General features: G+C 43.6%; 21 protein-coding genes. 2 read left to right on the top strand and 19 right to left on the bottom strand.

The genetic code is table 11. The annotated features are described in order from the left end of the window. The first annotated feature begins 16 nt into the window (after nt 1–16). Nucleotides 17–838 carry a phosphate ABC transporter ATP-binding protein PstB gene (gene pstB, locus B3014_RS12345; protein ID WP_414683053.1) on the top strand — a complete coding sequence of 274 codons (822 nt, stop codon included), beginning with the start codon at nt 17–19 and terminating at the stop codon, nt 836–838. Nucleotides 839–852: 14 nt separating this feature from the next. Next, nucleotides 853–1569 (top strand): hypothetical protein, encoded by a 717-nt coding sequence (locus B3014_RS12340; protein WP_289244478.1) that lies wholly within the window; start codon nt 853–855, stop codon nt 1567–1569. Here B3014_RS12340 and B3014_RS12335 read toward each other — a convergent pair whose 3' ends face one another. The 19 genes from B3014_RS12335 to B3014_RS12245 form a co-directional block, all read right to left on the bottom strand. Further along, nucleotides 1570–1869, bottom strand: a complete 300-nt coding sequence (locus B3014_RS12335; RefSeq protein ID WP_289244479.1) for a hypothetical protein — start codon at nt 1867–1869, stop codon at nt 1570–1572. 66 nt (nt 1870–1935) lie between these two features. Then, a complete protein-coding gene (locus tag B3014_RS12330) occupies nt 1936–2667 on the bottom strand; it encodes a hypothetical protein (protein WP_289244480.1) in 732 nt (243 codons plus the stop codon). A gap of 11 nt (nt 2668–2678) precedes the next feature. Continuing rightward, nucleotides 2679–3905: a beta-ketoacyl-ACP synthase gene (locus tag B3014_RS12325; protein ID WP_349675880.1), complete on the bottom strand. Its 1227-nt coding sequence runs from the start codon at nt 3903–3905 to the stop codon at nt 2679–2681. Further along, nucleotides 3905–4630, bottom strand: coding sequence for a 3-ketoacyl-ACP reductase FabG2 (locus B3014_RS12320; protein ID WP_289244481.1), 726 nt, complete (start codon nt 4628–4630; stop codon nt 3905–3907). The genes B3014_RS12325 and B3014_RS12320 overlap by 1 nt, the downstream gene beginning before the upstream one ends. Beyond that, complete coding sequence (locus B3014_RS12315; protein ID WP_289244482.1) at nt 4627–5079, bottom strand: hypothetical protein; 453 nt, start codon at nt 5077–5079, stop codon at nt 4627–4629. The genes B3014_RS12320 and B3014_RS12315 overlap by 4 nt, the downstream gene beginning before the upstream one ends. Beyond that, nucleotides 5076–6257, bottom strand: a complete 1182-nt coding sequence (locus B3014_RS12310; RefSeq protein ID WP_289244483.1) for a beta-ketoacyl-[acyl-carrier-protein] synthase family protein — start codon at nt 6255–6257, stop codon at nt 5076–5078. The genes B3014_RS12315 and B3014_RS12310 overlap by 4 nt, the downstream gene beginning before the upstream one ends. Before the next feature lie 7 nt (nt 6258–6264). Continuing rightward, complete coding sequence (locus B3014_RS12305) at nt 6265–6669, bottom strand: DUF3261 domain-containing protein (protein ID WP_289244484.1); 405 nt, start codon at nt 6667–6669, stop codon at nt 6265–6267. 128 nt (nt 6670–6797) lie between these two features. After that, nucleotides 6798–8033 carry an NAD(P)/FAD-dependent oxidoreductase gene (locus tag B3014_RS12300; protein WP_289244485.1) on the bottom strand — a complete coding sequence of 412 codons (1236 nt, stop codon included), beginning with the start codon at nt 8031–8033 and terminating at the stop codon, nt 6798–6800. Continuing rightward, the gene (locus B3014_RS12295) at nt 8008–10326 is read right to left on the bottom strand and encodes an MMPL family transporter (protein ID WP_289244486.1); all 2319 of its coding nucleotides are present in this window, start codon (nt 10324–10326) and stop codon (nt 8008–8010) included. The genes B3014_RS12300 and B3014_RS12295 overlap by 26 nt, the downstream gene beginning before the upstream one ends. After that, complete coding sequence (locus tag B3014_RS12290; protein ID WP_286303656.1) at nt 10326–10892, bottom strand: outer membrane lipoprotein carrier protein LolA; 567 nt, start codon at nt 10890–10892, stop codon at nt 10326–10328. The genes B3014_RS12295 and B3014_RS12290 overlap by 1 nt, the downstream gene beginning before the upstream one ends. After that, nucleotides 10889–11296, bottom strand: a complete 408-nt coding sequence (locus tag B3014_RS12285; RefSeq protein WP_286303655.1) for an acyl-CoA thioesterase — start codon at nt 11294–11296, stop codon at nt 10889–10891. Before B3014_RS12285 ends, B3014_RS12290 begins: the two co-directional genes overlap by 4 nt. Next, nucleotides 11293–12240 (bottom strand): hypothetical protein, encoded by a 948-nt coding sequence (locus B3014_RS12280; RefSeq protein ID WP_289244542.1) that lies wholly within the window; start codon nt 12238–12240, stop codon nt 11293–11295. Before B3014_RS12280 ends, B3014_RS12285 begins: the two co-directional genes overlap by 4 nt. Then, the gene (locus tag B3014_RS12275) at nt 12230–12979 is read right to left on the bottom strand and encodes a glycosyltransferase family 2 protein (protein ID WP_289244487.1); all 750 of its coding nucleotides are present in this window, start codon (nt 12977–12979) and stop codon (nt 12230–12232) included. The genes B3014_RS12280 and B3014_RS12275 overlap by 11 nt, the downstream gene beginning before the upstream one ends. Next, nucleotides 12972–14657 carry an AMP-binding protein gene (locus B3014_RS12270; protein WP_289244488.1) on the bottom strand — a complete coding sequence of 562 codons (1686 nt, stop codon included), beginning with the start codon at nt 14655–14657 and terminating at the stop codon, nt 12972–12974. The genes B3014_RS12275 and B3014_RS12270 overlap by 8 nt, the downstream gene beginning before the upstream one ends. Beyond that, nucleotides 14654–15196 (bottom strand): hypothetical protein, encoded by a 543-nt coding sequence (locus B3014_RS12265; RefSeq protein ID WP_289244489.1) that lies wholly within the window; start codon nt 15194–15196, stop codon nt 14654–14656. Before B3014_RS12265 ends, B3014_RS12270 begins: the two co-directional genes overlap by 4 nt. Further along, nucleotides 15193–15447: an acyl carrier protein gene (locus B3014_RS12260; protein ID WP_289244490.1), complete on the bottom strand. Its 255-nt coding sequence runs from the start codon at nt 15445–15447 to the stop codon at nt 15193–15195. Before B3014_RS12260 ends, B3014_RS12265 begins: the two co-directional genes overlap by 4 nt. Nucleotides 15448–15456: 9 nt before the next feature. Beyond that, entirely contained in the window at nt 15457–15717 is a 261-nt protein-coding gene (locus B3014_RS12255; protein WP_289244491.1) for a phosphopantetheine-binding protein, read from the bottom strand. Next, nucleotides 15701–16468 (bottom strand): lysophospholipid acyltransferase family protein, encoded by a 768-nt coding sequence (locus tag B3014_RS12250; protein ID WP_289244492.1) that lies wholly within the window; start codon nt 16466–16468, stop codon nt 15701–15703. Before B3014_RS12250 ends, B3014_RS12255 begins: the two co-directional genes overlap by 17 nt. 5 nt (nt 16469–16473) lie before the next feature. Further along, complete coding sequence (locus tag B3014_RS12245) at nt 16474–17202, bottom strand: beta-ketoacyl synthase chain length factor (protein ID WP_289244493.1); 729 nt, start codon at nt 17200–17202, stop codon at nt 16474–16476. Between the last annotated feature and the right edge of the window lie 123 nt (nt 17203–17325).

The raw sequence follows: 17325 nt of genomic DNA, 5'->3' as shown, positions 1-17325 counted from the left end.
AGGAAAACCTATGAATATGCAAATCGATACCGCTGAATTTATTGCTGAAAAGTACGTGCCAAAAGGCCCTGTTGTTTTAGATTGCCATGTAAAAAATATCTACTATGGTGACTTCAGAGCGGTCAGAGACACCACTATTCCTATTGAAAAAAATAAAGTCACCGGCTTTATTGGTCCATCAGGTTGCGGAAAAAGTACCGTTCTACGCAGCATGAATCGTATGAATGATCTGATCGACTCATTTCGTTTTGAAGGTCATATCCAGTATCACAAACATGATATCTACAGCAAAAAGGTCGATGCAGTCATCGTCAGACGTTATATCGGCATGGTGTTCCAGTTACCTAATCCTTTTTCTATGAGCATTTACGATAATGTTGCCTTTGGCCTGAGACTAAACGGTTACAAAGGCGATGAGGAAGAGATGGTCGTTAAAGCACTAAAACGTGCGGCTATCTGGAATGATGTCAAAGATAAATTGAAAAACAGCGGATTATCTTTATCAGGTGGTCAGCAACAACGTTTGTGTATTGCCAGGGCCATTGCCACAGAACCTGATGTGTTATTAATGGATGAACCTTGTTCAGCTCTAGACCCGATTGCCACGCGTCAGATCGAAGAGTTGATGGTAGAACTGAAACAACACTACAGCGTGGCTTTAGTCACACACAATATGCAACAAGCCATGCGTGTGGCTGATACAACAGCATTTCTGGGTGTAGATATTTCACAAGGTGGCCGTACTGGTTATCTGGTTGAAATGGACGACACCAAAAAGATTTTTGAAGATCCTCAACAGTTATTAACCAAACAGTATGTGCGAGGTGAGTTTAGTTAATCTAAACCATTATTATGGGTTCATCATCACTTAATGCTGTTCACAGTGCGACACAACATGATCTGACAGGCAATATTGCTCGACTCAATATTAGCGCTGTCAGATCACGTCTGCTTGATACGCAAAAACACTTTGATAAGATTAATAAAACCCTCACCGTTCAGAGAACACCACCATCTAATGAAGTGATTGAAAACATTGTTGCCGGCTACGCCAAGATAGATTTTTATCTGGCGAATGACATTGATCTTTTCGCCATGGGTAATTCACATTTACTGTTAGAACTTAATCACATAGTGCTTTATCACACTTCATCAATATCTGAAGAAGAATCTCAACATCAATTTAAAGCAACAAAAGCCCACTTCTACGCAGCACGTAATGGTGGTATTGGTCAGCTTATGGACTGGTTGGCACTCAATCAACACACCAATATTTGGAAGCGAACGGCCGGTTTATTCACCAATATACTGAGTCAGCCTCAACTGTTTCTGGAAGGCAATCATCGTACAGGTTCACTCATCATGAGTTATTTACTGATGCATGAGGGCTATCAGCCGTTTGTGTTGTCTTACGAGAATGCCAGACATTTTTTCGAGCCTGCTGAACTGACCAAAAAACGTCGTAAGAAATCATTAGTCGACGATTTTATTTATCTGCCAAAACAAACACGTAAATTTGCCAAGTTGCTGAAAGACGAGCAAAAAAGACAATCTTTTTTGAAAAATTAGCTAGTGATAACGGGTCGTAGACGTTTTTTCTTTTAATTCACCGCGATTGGATTCAATAATTCTTTGAAACTTCTCCGGATCTTTACGAAGAATATCGATATATTCACTGACCAGGTCATGCCACTGATTACCACCATGAATAGCAAACTTTTCCAAAGCAACTAACAATAATTTGGCTGCCACTCTAAGTTCTTTACTATCAGCCTCACCATACCAATCAAGCAGCTCATTATAGAGCTCTTCGATCTTTTCCAGAGGCGTGAACTCTACAACCATCTCTTCAGAATCTTTGTCACTCATCTCAGCACTCTTTAAATGAAGTTGTCTCTGGGCAAACAGTTATGTAGAAAAAAGGGCTTACTCCAGTTACTTAGCATATTTTTGAATTTTTCGATGTGGCGTCTTCTCAGCTACTTCCGCCAACAGAGCTTCATGTCCAGAGTCTTGTTTAAGCACTTTACAGATCCAGGCGGCCGTATCTTGCCCCAAGGCATCCAAACCAGGGTTCATGTACATGCTCTCTAACTGCTCAGTAAATAAAGCCATAAGTTCAGGGTCATGAATATTTTCATGAAAAGAAGCTCGCGCGGCCAGTCGCTGTGTGTAGCTATCACCCGTTTGTATCATCCGCATATACATCTGAACTTCAAACGGTTTTTCCGGTTGTTCGATTACCACATGACTTAACTGACGCTGGACCGAAATATAAGTACTTAAGTCGCTCAAGGCCTTTTTGGCATGTCGTTTAACTTTTGACTCCGCCGCTTTTTTTGCTAACAGTTCAAGCGTCGATGTGTATTTTGGGTTCCCACTGTATCCCAGCGCTCTTACCTCATAGGCCATCAAATTACGCTTATCTGAGTCATATAGCTTTTCTTGGTAATTTGCCAATAAATCGGCTTCCAACACATCATATAAGCGAGGATCTGAAATACCTGACCACTGTAAACGTTCCAGGACAGTCTCTTTGCGTTCTTGTGAACCTGTTTGCACCACATTTAATACTGCATCAATCTGCTCATCTTTACTCTGATAAGCCACAGCATTCATTGAAAGTGCGGTGAATAGTAATGGAATAAGCTTCTTCCCTAAAGTCATGAGTTATCCTTTTAGTTCCATCGTTGAAAAATAAGTGACGTGTTAATACCGCCAAATGCAAAGTTATTAGACATCACATAATCGGTATGAATTTGCCTGGGAGCATTCATGATGTAATCCAGCGTGCCACAATCGGGATCGACTTCATCCAGATTTGCCGTCGCATGAAACCAATCACTGTTCATCATTTCAATAGCGACCCAGGCTTCTAATGCACCACACGCACCTAATGTATGACCAGTATAACTTTTAAATGAGCTTATCGGCGTACTGGAACCAAACACGGCTTCGGTTGCCGTGGTTTCAGCAATGTCTCCACGATCGGTAGCCGTTCCATGAGCACTGATATAGCCAATATTTTCAGGCTCAATAGCGGCATCTTGTAGCGCTAATTCTATGGCCTTTTGCATGGTAGCAGCTGAAGGCTGAGTCACATGACTGCCATCCGAATTTGTGCCGAAACCAATCAGCTCAGCATAAATAGTCGCACCTCTGGCTTGTGCATGTTCCAGCTCTTCTAAAATCAAGGTACAGGCACCTTCGCCAATTACCAGACCATCTCTGTCTTTATCAAAAGGTCTGGGAGATAAATGCGGTGTATCATTCTTAATACTGGTGGCATATAAAGTGTCAAAGACTGCGGCCTCAGTAGCACATAACGCCTCACAGCCACCCGCAATCATAATTGTCTGTTGGCCGGCTTTGATGGCTTCATAAGCATAGCCAATGGCCTGACTCCCAGAAGTACAGGCACTTGATGTTGTTAATACACGACCTCGCAAACCAAAATAGATACCGATATTCACGGGAGAGGTATGCGCCATCATTTTAATATAGGAGTTTGCATTCAGTCCTTCGCATGAGTGATTCAATAGCATATTGCCAAAATCGGCGACAGCACCGGTATCACCAGCCGAAGAGCCATATGCCACACCAACCTCACCACTATGAAGAATAGGATCTTTAAGAAGACCAGCCTTCTCTAGTGCGAGCTCGGTACTCAAAACGGCTAATTTAGCCACTCGCCCCATACTGCGTAAATCCTTACGCTTATAATGCGCAGGCATTTCGAAGTCTCGTACCGGTGCACCAAGGCGCGTATTTAACTCAGCATATTTATCCCACTCATCAATGCGGCAAATCCCCGTTGTCATCGTTTCCAGGTGATGGCGAATAGTGGCCCAATCATTTCCTATAGGCGAAAAACCCGCTACGCCTGTTACAACTACGCGTTTCATCAGACCATTCCACCATTCACTGAAATGACTTGGCGCGTAATATAGGCAGCACCTTCTGACATTAAAAAACTCACCGTCGCTGCGACTTCTTCGACTTTACCAACACGTTGCATCGGTATTAGTTTCATCGCTTCATCCATGAAAACATCTTCTGTCATCTCTGTATCAATTAACCCCGGCGCGACACAGTTCACTGTGATTTTACGTTTAGCTAATTCAATAGCGAGGGCTTTGGTCGCACCGATAATACCGGCTTTGGCAGCACTATAATTAACCTGTCCACGATTACCAGCCACGCCAGAAACGGATGACATAGTGACAATCCGACCGGGTTTACGTCTTCTCACCATCGGCATGGTGAGTGGCTGTAATACATTATAAAAACCATCAAGGTTCGTTCTTAATACCAGATCCCACTCTTCACCAGGCATAGCAGGAAAAGCATTGTCTCGCGCAAGGCCAGCATTACAAACCACACCATAATACGCACCATGTTCTTCAACATCCGCTTCAAGCACTGCCTGGCATTGCTTTCTATCAGCAATATCAAACTGTAATATGCGAACCTGCCGACCAAGGGCTTTAACCTCTTCAGCCACGGCTTCAGCCTCAGTCCGCTTGCTACGGCAATGCAGCACGATGTCATAGCCATCATTCGCAAGCTTAATCGCAACAGCGCGGCCGATACCTCGGCTTGAGCCTGTTACTAATATGGTTTCGCTCATTGTTTTGCTTCCTTAATAAACTGACTGGCATCGTCTGGTTGAAATACATTTAAATTCGCTGTGGCTTCCACATTGAATGCCGTCAACATGCCTTTAAATACATGTAATCCATTTTCAGCCACCATGTCTCGCTCGACTCTCACCGTTAACGTCAGTCCAGTAGCAAACCATGGCACGTTCGATTCATAACGCCGTGTGCCGAGTAGAAACCCAAGCTTGGGTGGCTGATTTTGTTTTCTTTCCTGCACACCTGAAAAAGCCGCGATGGCTTGAGCAAGGTATTCCAAACCAACCCATGCCGGCACGCCCTGTTCCTCTGCAAATAACGTGGCTGAGGAGATATCGACCTCCGCTTCCAACCAGTCATCGCCATAGGCTGTCACACGACTTAACAATGACATGGTGCCTGAATGGGGTACAAGTTCGTCTACAGAATACTCAATACTCATTCTGCTCGTTCCATCACTAAGGCCACATTATTACCGCCAAAAGCAAAGGAATTGCTTAATACGCGTCGTACAGGTGTTGATGTGTGCTGACGCGTCACAAAATTCAGTTCTGGCAATTCAGGATCAGCATTGCCATCCCAGTGATGAACTGGCAACACAGCATTGTCCATTAAGGTTAGCCAGCAAATAGCCGCTTCTACTGCACCCGCAGCACCTAGTGTATGTCCTGTCATGGGCTTGGTAGAGCTACATAAAACCGATGCAGGAAAAACACGACTAACAGCTCGCGACTCCATTTGATCATTCAACGGCGTCGCTGTGCCATGTAGATTCACATAATCAATGTCATCAGCTTTCAGACCAGCATCAGCCAATGCCATTCTCATGGCTCGTTCGGCTCCAGTTCCTTCTGGTTCTGGGGCAGAAATATGGTGGGCATCACTACTTTCACCAACACCTGATAACTTAACACCTTCAGGATTAGCAGAGACAATAAACAACGCACCAGCCTCCCCAATATTGATGCCATTTCTATTCTGACTAAATGGGTTACAAATCGATTTGCTGACCGCTTCCAATGCTGAAAAGCCTTGTAGAGTGAGCTTACACAGTGTGTCGACACCACCCGCAATAACCACATCACAAAGCCCGGCAGTAATAAGCCTCTTGGCTGAAGCCAAGGCTTTGGCACCTGATGAACAGGCTGTAGATACAGCATAGACCGGACCTAAAGCGCCAGATAGTGTTGCAATGAACTCGGCCGTATTGGCCATTTCCTGAATCCTGTAATGATAGTTTTCAGGTAAGCCATTTCCTTCGACATAAGACTGGATAGCGTTCTCAGCATCAGAAATACCCGATGTACTGGTTCCAATCACCACACCGACTCGCTCAGCACCATAGTTTTTTATGGCCTCATCAACCCTTTCCTGAATCTGATGATATACCGCCAAAGCCAGTTGGTTATTTCGACTTTGCCAGCATGCCTCTTCCATTGGAATATCAGGTAATACTTGTTGACACATAGCGACAGGCACAGGCTCTGTACCATAGGCACCAGACAGGGTCATGAGATCGTTTGGTTCAGCCTCAAGTCCACACTTAAGTTCCAGTATATTGTGTCCGGCAGCACACACTACCCCTACCTGATTCAGGTAAACATTTTTTTTATCAGTCACACTGTTATCAACTCTGTAAGGGCGAAATCATCACACGGTAATGATGCTGTTTATGGTGAATATCAACGTTATCATCAGACATCCTTACGTCAAGGATAAGTGTATTACCTTTATATAAACGGCGATAATTCGTAGTAAGTTCAACTTGCCAATTCAACCGTTCATTATAATACTTGTGCACCGTTTTTTCTGGCCACAACGCAAATTGCATAACAGACATCACTTCTTCGAGAGGTAATGTCATATCCGTCAGATTAGTCGCTTGAAAATGGTTACCGTCATAGTTCATTTTCAGCAGAGTCTGGCCAGTTGGTGTTATCACAGCCACACGAAAATCCAACGTTGTAAACCGACTCAAGGCAATAAACGACTGTGGCTGCTTATCTTGAATCACGGTGACTTTTTGTTTCATCAGTCCCGCCTTTGGTCCCTCAGCGGGTGATAATAATAACAACGTATTTTCTGGCATCAGTAATGGCCGAAACAGACTACACGCTGTCAGCGTAAAAAATAGGAGGCCTAAGAATAGGATGCGCGGCATTACCTGTTTCTGCATAACTCTGCCAGAGAACTTAACCGCTTCACATCTTTCACGTATGGGTTGTGCGTGTCCCAAGCGTATCCGGCCAAAATAGAACTAATCATCCGTTTTATAGGTGCATTTTTATTTCGGGTAAAAATAACATCCTGTAGCCTGCCATCGTACCAGGCTTCAACAAACTCTTTAAAAGTATGAATCCCCTGCTGTAGCGGCAAAACAAAGACGTTATGCCAGTCCACTTCTTCCCCCTGTAACTGCTTATCAAGTACGGAAGCAGCCAAACTGGAGGACTTGAGTGCTATCGTTACTCCGGAAGAAAACACAGGATCCAGAAATTCACCCGCATTGCCCAATAAGGCGTAGCCATCCCCATAAAGCTGTGAAACATCACAGGCATAGCCGGTAAGCTCACCAACCCGAGTATCAAAGTTTGCCTGTTTTAGTAACGTCGCCATCCAGCCTGACTCATTAATGAGCTGTTTGAGTTTATCCTCAGTCTCACCATCCAGTTGCTGAATAAATGCCTGTGTAGCAACGACACCAACGGATGAACGGCCATTACTAAACGGTATCAACCAATACCAGACATCTTGGAAGTCGGGATGCACTGTAATGAGAATTTTATTGCGATCATAAGTTTCATCCTGTATTCGGTCTTCAATGTGTGTAAACAACGATGTCCTTGATGGAAAGTTTGACGGTTTATCCAAGCCTAATAAGCGAGGTAATACACGCCCATAACCGCTAGCATCCAACACAAACTGACTGCTCAGTTTATAGACATCGCCATCTTCATCCGCTACGGTGACATACGCCGTTTTCTGGTGATATTCAAATGCAGTGACGGTCTGCCCATAACAAATCTCAACACCTTGCTGCTCAGCAGTATCAGCCAGAATTTTGTCAAACTTATCGCGTTGTACCTGATATGTCGTCCCCCACCCCTCAGTGAACTTCTCGTTAAAATCAAATGATTCATAACGTTCTGCACAGCTGAAGGCGGCGCCATTTTTAAATTGGAAACCGGCCGCATGAACGGCATCCAACATATTGGCCTGCTCAAGAAAACGCATACTCTGCGGCAGCAAACTTTCACCAATGGAGAATCGCGGGAAATACGTCTTCTCCAATACTACTACTCGGTAACCACGCTGATTTAATAACGCAGAAACAACTGCACCTGCTGGCCCAGCGCCAATGACGATAATGTCATACTGACTTTGTGTTGCCTTCAACACTCTCTCCTTGAGTTATACGACGAAAAAAGGTCGCTAAAATCCACACCCATGACAATCCCAACAATACTGTCAAACCAAAATGCATCAATACTGGTGTCTGACTCAACGCTAATAGACCAAAAGCCATTAAACTTGTCAGCACCGACAATGTGACCGCTAACCAGGTTTGAGTCGCCCCTGAGGTTTCTGTCAAAAAGATTCCCATATCAATGCCAATACCTAACACCAGAATTAAGGCCATAAAATGAAACAAATTCACGCCAGGTAGCACAGCCATTAATATCGCTAACGTAAAGAAGGAGGCTAACATGGGCGGCAAAATAATTCGCCAAGTGGCGTTTTTATAGCGCCAAAATAAAATGGCAAAAACACCAATATAGGCCAAACACATCCACAACATAATTTGTTGTCGATAATCCTGCATCAAGTTTGAAATGGCATCGACCTGATCCACTAAAATCAGTTTTGGCACCGTCGCTTGTAACTGCACTAATGCCTGTGCTGATAATGAGTTCGAGGAGGCGAGACTGATAACTGTCGCTAAACCGGCTTGTTCTGACTCAATAATCGGTGAGGACAGTAATCCCCCCTGCTCATCTTTTCTGTCAGGTGTTAAGCGGTTCAGTTTGTCATTATCAAGTTTATGCCAAGCTTGCCCAGTCATCTGCTCGGAAGCGTTCAGCAATTTATATAGCGAACTCAATTCTTGCTGGTATAAGCGTGCCACTCGTTGACTATTATTAGTCTGTGTTTTCTTCGATGGCACCGATTCCGAAAGCATGCGGTAATGAGAAATTTGACCTTGTTGCTGTAGCCTTTCTAATACGGGTTTGAGTTGCTCTTCTTGTTGTAGACAGAGTTCTATTTGCTCGCAGGGGTTTAACAAAAACTGTGTACTACTGTTAAGACCTAAAGCGTGTTGGACATATTGCTCTTGAGCTAGCAACTCAGGGGGAGATGTTTGTAATAGCCGGATATCATCTTCTGTTTCGCCATAAAACACACTGATTGCAGCGGCAATAGTAAGGAAAATTAAGAGAATACGGACAGAGAGACTCTGCCCAACACTTGGTAGCTGTTGTTGCCAACGATAAATCCTATCACTTAATCGTGGCGTCGTGATCGGCAAGCGTCTTGTCATTAATGGCAACCATAATACGACTGTTAACCAGGCTGAAATTAGTCCGACAATAGAAAAAAGTGCCATCTGTCGCAGCCCTGGGAAAGGGGTAATCGCTTGAGCAGCATACGCCAAAACACTTGAAAGTAGACCTAATGCTAACCCTGGCAAGATATGCGATATAACATCTCGCCGTTGTTGTCGTTCACATAAAAAATGCAGGGCATAATCAATCGCCACACCGATTAAGCCAGCTCCAAAGGCAAACGTCACGATATGTACGCGTTCAAACATCAAAAACGCTACAGATGAGGCCACGATTAAGCCAATAAAGACAGGGAGTAATAATAAAGTGACACTATAAAATCGTTTAAAAACCCACCACATCAGCAGCACAATGCCGAGCAGCGAACCGATACCTATCGTCGACATTTCTTTTTGTGCTTGCTTGGCACCAGCATCGGCATGAACCAGTAAGCCAGAGAGCTGCAGCGAGACACCTTTATCTTCCAGCTTGTCTTTTTGCTGCTGATAAACACCTAAAACCGCTTTCTGCGTTGCCATTGAAAAAGCATCATCCGCTAAATTCACTATCACGAGATAGGTATCATTTTTTCCTCTGAGCTTTAGATAATCATCTTCTGAAGTGACATTAATGGGTGATTCCAACTGCTCTAACCACGATGACATCAGACCAAAAGGGTCATCAACCAGCGAATGTCCACCAAGACTCACGGGATTCAAAATGCGTGACAATGCTCGTTGTTTAACGATATCGCTTTTGTCAGTATCAATAAGTGTGACTAACTCATCTGTCAGCAAACCATAACGATAAGGGTAAAGCGTCTGTTGATACTGTGTGAGCGTGGAAGCTTCAAATTGTGACAGCACAGAACTGACTTGTGGCAATGCACGAAGAGAATCCGCCAGAGCTGTCGAAGACGCTTGTCTGATTTCTTTATCCGATGCTGTCACCAGAATAAGTAGTCGCTGAGAAAACTGCCGTCCCATCTGCTCAGAAGCGGCTTTAACGAGAGGCTGCTGCTCAGATTGTGGCAACAGACTCATCATACTGGTATCTAATACTGGCCGATTAGAGGCTGTAATACCTATTAGCAGTAGGACAACAAGTAGCCAAACCCATGCCAAGAATTTAAAGAAATTGTTCATCAGTGCGACTGCGATAATTCACTAAATGTAATATGTGTTTTATCACCATTATGTTCGTTCAATGTGACTTCTCTAAGCCATTTATCTCCTGATAACTCCACACTGCTGACAACTTGTTTTAAGGTCTGTTTTTTGGGCGTTAAGGTCACATGCCACTGCTCACCATGCTGTTCACCATTGGCATAGAAAAACTCGGCTAAGTCGTGCCATTGCGCGGTTAACACAGCAAAAAAGATGTTACTCAGGATCTGAACTGAGGGATTTTTATCCGTTTTGATATGCAAAATTTCATTATTTCCCTGACGGCTGACAATATCATCAGGTGTCATTGTCAGTTCATTTTCTATCGGTGTTTCAGTCATCCAATGGATGAACTGATGACGTTGGTATTCAAATCTCCCTTGGGACGTTAAGGTAGTATCAAACTCGACAATCTGCTTCTGTTGCTCGAACCGCCCCTGAAGAGAGGCTGGAGAATCTGTGAGTTTGGCAAGTAAGTCGTAAGATAATTCTGCCTGTGCGGAAAAACTAATGAACAGCATCATGAGCATAGAGAGTCTGATCATGCTGTCACCCCAATTTTTTCAAATAAAATAGCGGGTGAGACAAATAACATTTCATTATTTGACATATCCACGGCGACTTGTACGGTATAGCCTTTGGTCAGTCTTTGCCCTGTAACCAAGTCATCAATCTGATAGTTTATTTTCAGACGATTCTCCCACTCCACCAGCGTTGCTATCACCTTCACTTTTTGTTGAAACTTTAGTGGGTGTGCATAACGAATACGTAAATCAATCACAGGCCAGGCATACCCTGACTGTTCCATTTCCGGATAGTTATATTCAATTTTATCCAATAAGGCACAGCGAGCAATTTCAAAATATTTCACATAATGACCGTGCCAGGCAACGCGCATCACATCAACATCGTGAAAAGGGACTTCAATAATCGTTTCTACCTGAATCACTGTTTCTCCTCAGTTTGCTGAGTTTGTGGTGTCATTTTTTGCCAAAACGGATAAAAATTAAACCATTGCAGAGGGGCAATATGGCAATAATGAGCCAATCTATCAGCATATTGTTGGACAGTATTTGTTAATAAAGCCTGCCGTTGCTGTCGAGTGAAAGATAACTTTTCAGAAAATAACTCTGTGTAGATGTGATACATCTTGTCTTGCTTAAGGCAAAACATCAGATAGACCGGACACTTTAATAAACTCGCTAATAGAAAGGCGCCTTGAGGCAAAGCCGCTTGTTCACCTAAAAAGGTGACTTCAGAGACTCGTTGCTGACCAGTGACCGGTGTTCTATCACCAGCAATAACAAGAAACTCTCCAGCTTCAACACGTTCAGCCATCATCATGGCAAAGGCCGGGCTCATATCAGTCACTTGATACATCTTAACCTGTGTCGTATTGCCTACCTTTTTCATTAAGGCATTAAATTTTTCAGCATGTTGGGTGTAGACCAGCAAGGTCAATTTCAAATTCGGCTGTTGATGTGCCAATGCATTACAGACTTCGGTATTACCCAGATGGGATACCACAATAATACCGCCCTGCTTTTGTTCAATAGCCGCTTCAAACTGACCGTCACTATGAAAGCGTACATCTTTGAGTTGAATACGTCCCATCCATGCCAGTAATTTATCCAGCAGAATGTCAGCAAACATAAGAAAGTGTTTAAATGACGATAACCTACCTAAGTCAGGATAGGTCTCGGTTAGTCGTGATAAATAATGTTGTGAAGCTTTTCTAGCTTCTCGACGGGTTAAATAATAGTAAGTCATCACCGGAAATAAGCAGAGACGAAAAGCCCATCGACCAAAGACCCGATAACAAAATAATAGAATCTGCATGCCGATGACCGTCCCGGACTCGGCCACACGCGACCAATGCGAATTATTGACCATCACGTTTACGCCATAATAAACACGGCATACGCCACAACATGCCAAAAAACAGCCGTGTATGCATGAGCGTAATCAAACCATTATCCTTCCATAAAAGAAAGTGAGAAACACCATCCAGCGGATAATGCACTTTCGTCGGTAAATTAGTGACTTTCTGATAACGCCATAGCCATCTGACGATGACTTCCGGATCAAAGTCCATACGGTTACCACAGTGAAAAAGCAGCGTTACAGTCTGTTGCAGCGGATAAACCCGAAACCCACACATACTATCTTTAATGCTAAAGGATAAGGTATTAATCCAGATCCATATATGAGTCAGATAACGACTGTATAAACGTATTTTAGGCACTGATTCATCATACTGAGGGTAGCCAGTGATAAGCGAGTCTGGCTCACTTTCTGCTGCTTGAATAAAGCGGGTAATATCTGCCACATCGTGTTGACCATCCGCATCGATTTGCAATCCATGTGAATAGCCATTATCCAACAACCATCGCAGACCCGCCTTCACCGCGGCGCCTTTACCGCCGTTCACTTCTAGGCGAAGCAAACTTAACTGATGCGGAAACTGTTCAGCAAGAGCAATCAATGTTTGCTGACAGGGTATATCACTGCCATCATCCACCAATAGAATAGGCAATCCAGAGGCCATGACTTGGGCCACAATCGTCCCAATCGCATGTTCATGGTTATACACTGGGATCACAATGGCAGGATTAAAGATATTTTCAGGCATAACAAACCTTTCCGCTTGAGTGAACGCCCTTCTCAGAGGAAAAACTGAAACTCAATTTCTGCTTGGAGTGGTCATAACTTAACGATAAGCTGACTACACTTCCGGGCAGGATCAGTTGTTGAAACTTAATCGCTTCCAGTCGATGGAAATGACCTGAAATATTAAGATATTTTTGTCCGAGCTTGGCTGCCCAGTGCAATTGCACAACGCCAGGTAAAATAGCCTGCTGTTGAAAGTGCCCATCAAAATACAGAAGCTCTTCAGGTATGCGACAGCTGAAATCCGCCGCCTGTTCACTCACAGTTTCAGCTTCAATGATAGGCCAAACTGTATCGGGCTTATCAAACAATGCTGTGAGCGCATTCATGGTTAATTTTCCTTGTGTATTCACTGGCATCGCCTCAATAAAACGCCAGCGTCTCGGCAATAAAACAGGCTCAAACTGATCGGCTAATGAGTGTTTCATGCTTTTTATAAGTGCTTTTCTTCCCTGAGTGATGAGCTGCTGCTGACCGCTCTCAGATAACACGGCCACCACGGCTGTTTCTGTACGCTTTCTGCTCAAGAGTATGGCTCTTGCTTCAGCAATCCATGGGTGCTCTATTACTGCATTGGCTAATTCAGTCAATGAGAGGCGTTTTCCCTCGACTTTCACGATAGGGTCATGCCTGCCTAGCAAAGCAAAATCACCCTGAGGATCAAATTCAATATGATCAGCTAATACATATGAATTTCCACCCTGAACAAATCTTACTTCAAGCCCACCCGTCTCCACTGTCTTTAACTGAACATGAGAAAGTTTATGCCACAAAGCATCGTGCTCAGTATCTTGTTGACAGCGCCAAGCGATGGCCCCGGTTTCAGTACTGCCATATATCTCCTTAACTCGCACATCGAGATAAGCAGACACATTCATACTCTCGGTTCGGGTTAATGGTGCGGCTGATGAATAAACCTCAACACAATTATTTTTTACTAAATTCCAGTCCTGCTCGGCATTCATTCTTGCTAGATGCGCCGGGCTGGAAATCAAACAGAATCGTCCGTACAACGAAGCAGAACGGATCAATTCCTCAGGATACTCATGTAACTTCGCGCTAAATGCCTGCTGATAGCAAAAAGGTCTTAATAAACGAAATATCACGCCATACATATGCTGATGTGTGACTGTAGCAAGCACCACTTCAACGTCTTCGCATGAAAGACAATCCAATGCGGCTATTTCTCTATCCAGCGCCTGTAGAGATTTATCAATACATTTCGGCTGCCCCTGCGAACCGGAAGTAAATACCTGTAAGGCAATCAAGTCAGTACTGGCTTTCTGCCACTGCCATACCTCGTGATGCTCATCGCTTGGCTGGGCAAACGTATTTTGCTCAAACTCCCCAACAAAGCCATCGACATGGTGTTGAAGTCTGGCAACCGTTGCAGGAAGCTTGTCAGCAGATAGGCATACCGTCCCTTCTAATTGCCATAGCGCTAGCATGATAGCCAGACACTCAAACGCATCTGAGTGATAGACGGCCCAGTATTGTCCTTCATGTTCTTTAATACTTGCTATCCAGGCGGTAACACGTCGTTTTAATTCTGCACAATCCCGCTTTCTGTCACCATCGATAGCGATCACGACATCATCATTACCTTGCCACCAGCTAAACAAACTATAAGGAATCGTCATTGTCGCCTTACTCTTTGTCGAATAAGCCATTCAACACTGAACATGACAGCGATAAGCACATAAGCAATCACGCCGTTATATAACATCCAGGCTTGGGATGACATAAAAAAGACGGTGATAAAAGCGATTGTCGCATTTAAAAGAAAAAAGACACTCCAAGCGATAGTGACCTTCCGAGTATAGGCTATCCCTTCTGCCGGTAAATCAGGTTCTCTGAGTTTCGCCAGTTTTTCAATCACTGACTCCTTGGCATGTAAACTCATCACAAATACGGTAAATAAGCTCAGGTTGATCATCACCGGATATAGTTTTAATGCGGTACTCGTTTCACTGAATAAGACAAGACTCACGAGCAATGCCACCATAAGCGTAAGCATGAGTCGCTCTTGCCACAAAGTGGCGAGCCAGAACCGACTCAGTAATAAGAGCCCCAAAAAAACAATTAATGTTTGATAGTGATTACTGTGTAAGCCCCAAAAGACAATAAACGGATAGGCGATAGATAACAGGACAGAAAACAGCCTGATAGCAGTCTTCATTGCTCGTTATTCAATAACTTATCTACTTGCTCAACAATATCCTGAACGGTACGAACCATTTTAAAATCGTCTGGCTGAATTTTTTTCTTGGTCATTTTTCTTAACTCGATAACAAGATCAACCGCATCAATACTATCGATATCCAAGTCTTCATATAAATTCGATTCAGGGCTGATATCTGCTGGATCGATTTCAAACAGCTCTTCAAAAACCGCCACTACTTTTTCATATATTTCTTGCTGACTTTTCATGATGTTGTTCTATTTTGTTCTATGTTCTTCAACCAGAGCAGCTAAAGCACTCACACTGGCAAAATGTTGCCTTGTCTCTTCCGAGTCTGACTTAAGTTTAATGCCATATTGCTTTTGTAGCGCTAAACCAATCTCCAGTGCATCAATCGAGTCGAGTCCAAGTCCATCCACAAATAAGGGTTCGTCACTGTCGATATCCTCAACATCGATATCTTCCAGATCGAGGCTGTTGATAATCATTAATTTTATTTCATTATGCAGTGCGTTCACGCAATCCTATCTCCTCATTAAAATACTGACTTAACGCAGAGGTTAAGTTTCTTGCGGCAACAGAAGGTTTATCCTGTTTTATAAAATCGGTAATAGCTATCGGCTCTGCCACTGTAATCTTGAAATGTGGCTTGCTATCAGGGATTTGGTACCAAGGTTGTCCTTTGGTCAACGTGACAGGCTGACAATCAATTAAAACCGGGGTAACGTCAACTTGAGTCCTAACTGCAACATTGGCTGCACCACGCTTTAAGGTTAATACTTTTCCAGGAATTGAACGTGTTCCCTCAGGAAAAATAATCAGCACATCACCATGTTTAAACGCAGCTTCAGCCGCTGCAATCACATCGTCCACGCTATCATCATTAACAATGTAGCCAGCGGCTTTCAGTGGGCCTCGCGTGAACGGATTACGCATCAACGCACTTTTTACCACGCAGTTTGCTTGTGGGATCAGAGAGATCAGAAAAACGACATCTATCAAAGTCGGGTGATTGGCTAAAACAAGCTTGGCTTCCTTTAATCGATCAATATCTTCAAGCTCATATGAAAGGATGCCCATGCTTTTCATTAATCGAATATAAACCCGAAAGCTATGATGAATAAAGGCTTTGCCTCGTCTTTCTCTGCGCTGTACATCTCCAGGCAACAGATAAATAACAGGAATGACGACCAACGGAATGATAATTCCGCCCAAGCCAAAGAGTAAGAAACTAACAGCTGTTGCTAATAATCGCCAAAGTCGCTGCACATTTCTCACCGTTCTAACCTTCTAACACGCCAACAACTTGCTGATGTGGTGAGCTTAATCTCTTGCTGATAGCTCATTAACAGCGAAATAAAATCAAACAGTCCTTGCTCAGAACTGAATGAAGAATCAAATGTGGGTTCACGTGCAAACTCTATGGCTGAATCAAGGGTTTCATCATGACTGACAATAAAGGCAACGGCCACAGGAAAAGGTAAACTTTGAGAAAACCATTGATAAATATCGGGTAATGGTACGTCATAGATAACACATAACACCTTGCCATAGACTTCTAGCTGTGCAGCAGCCTCATGCAATGTGCTCAGTACTAAATTTTCAGTACTGGCTATCGCTGTAATAGGAGCAACATCCTGACGAGCGATCGACAACAATCCACCTACCGCATTATGCACAGCCAGACTGAAACTGGTTGGTGATAAAGGCTCACTGTTACCAATATCTTTTAATAATGATAATGTCAGCGGCGTATCACCATGACGGGAAGCGAAGATCGTAGAAATCCCCTGTTTGCTCTCCATCAGGTTAAACGTGGCTTTCGCAGCAATTTTACCCAGCGTCGTAAAACGACGACGCAACAAAGCTGGTACCTGTTTTATCTGGATAGGTGTATTTTCGGATGGTTTGCTATCAATATCATCAAACCACTTCATCCATGCGTCTGTATCATCCATGCCAGGTGCCAAGGCAGACCATGACTCCAACTTCAGCTTAATCAATGAGTCAACCTCTGTGATGTCATGCGAGTCCGTTCGGTTAGCGTTTGTGTCTAACGTTTGTCATAAACTAATCAAGTATTGGAAGAATTCTACTTTCATCATTGATATATGCAAGAAAAAACA

Source organism: Methylophaga sp. UBA678, from assembly GCF_002299105.1.
GTDB lineage: Bacteria > Pseudomonadota > Gammaproteobacteria > Nitrosococcales > Methylophagaceae > Methylophaga > Methylophaga marina.
This window is presented reverse-complemented; position numbering and strand designations above follow the sequence as displayed.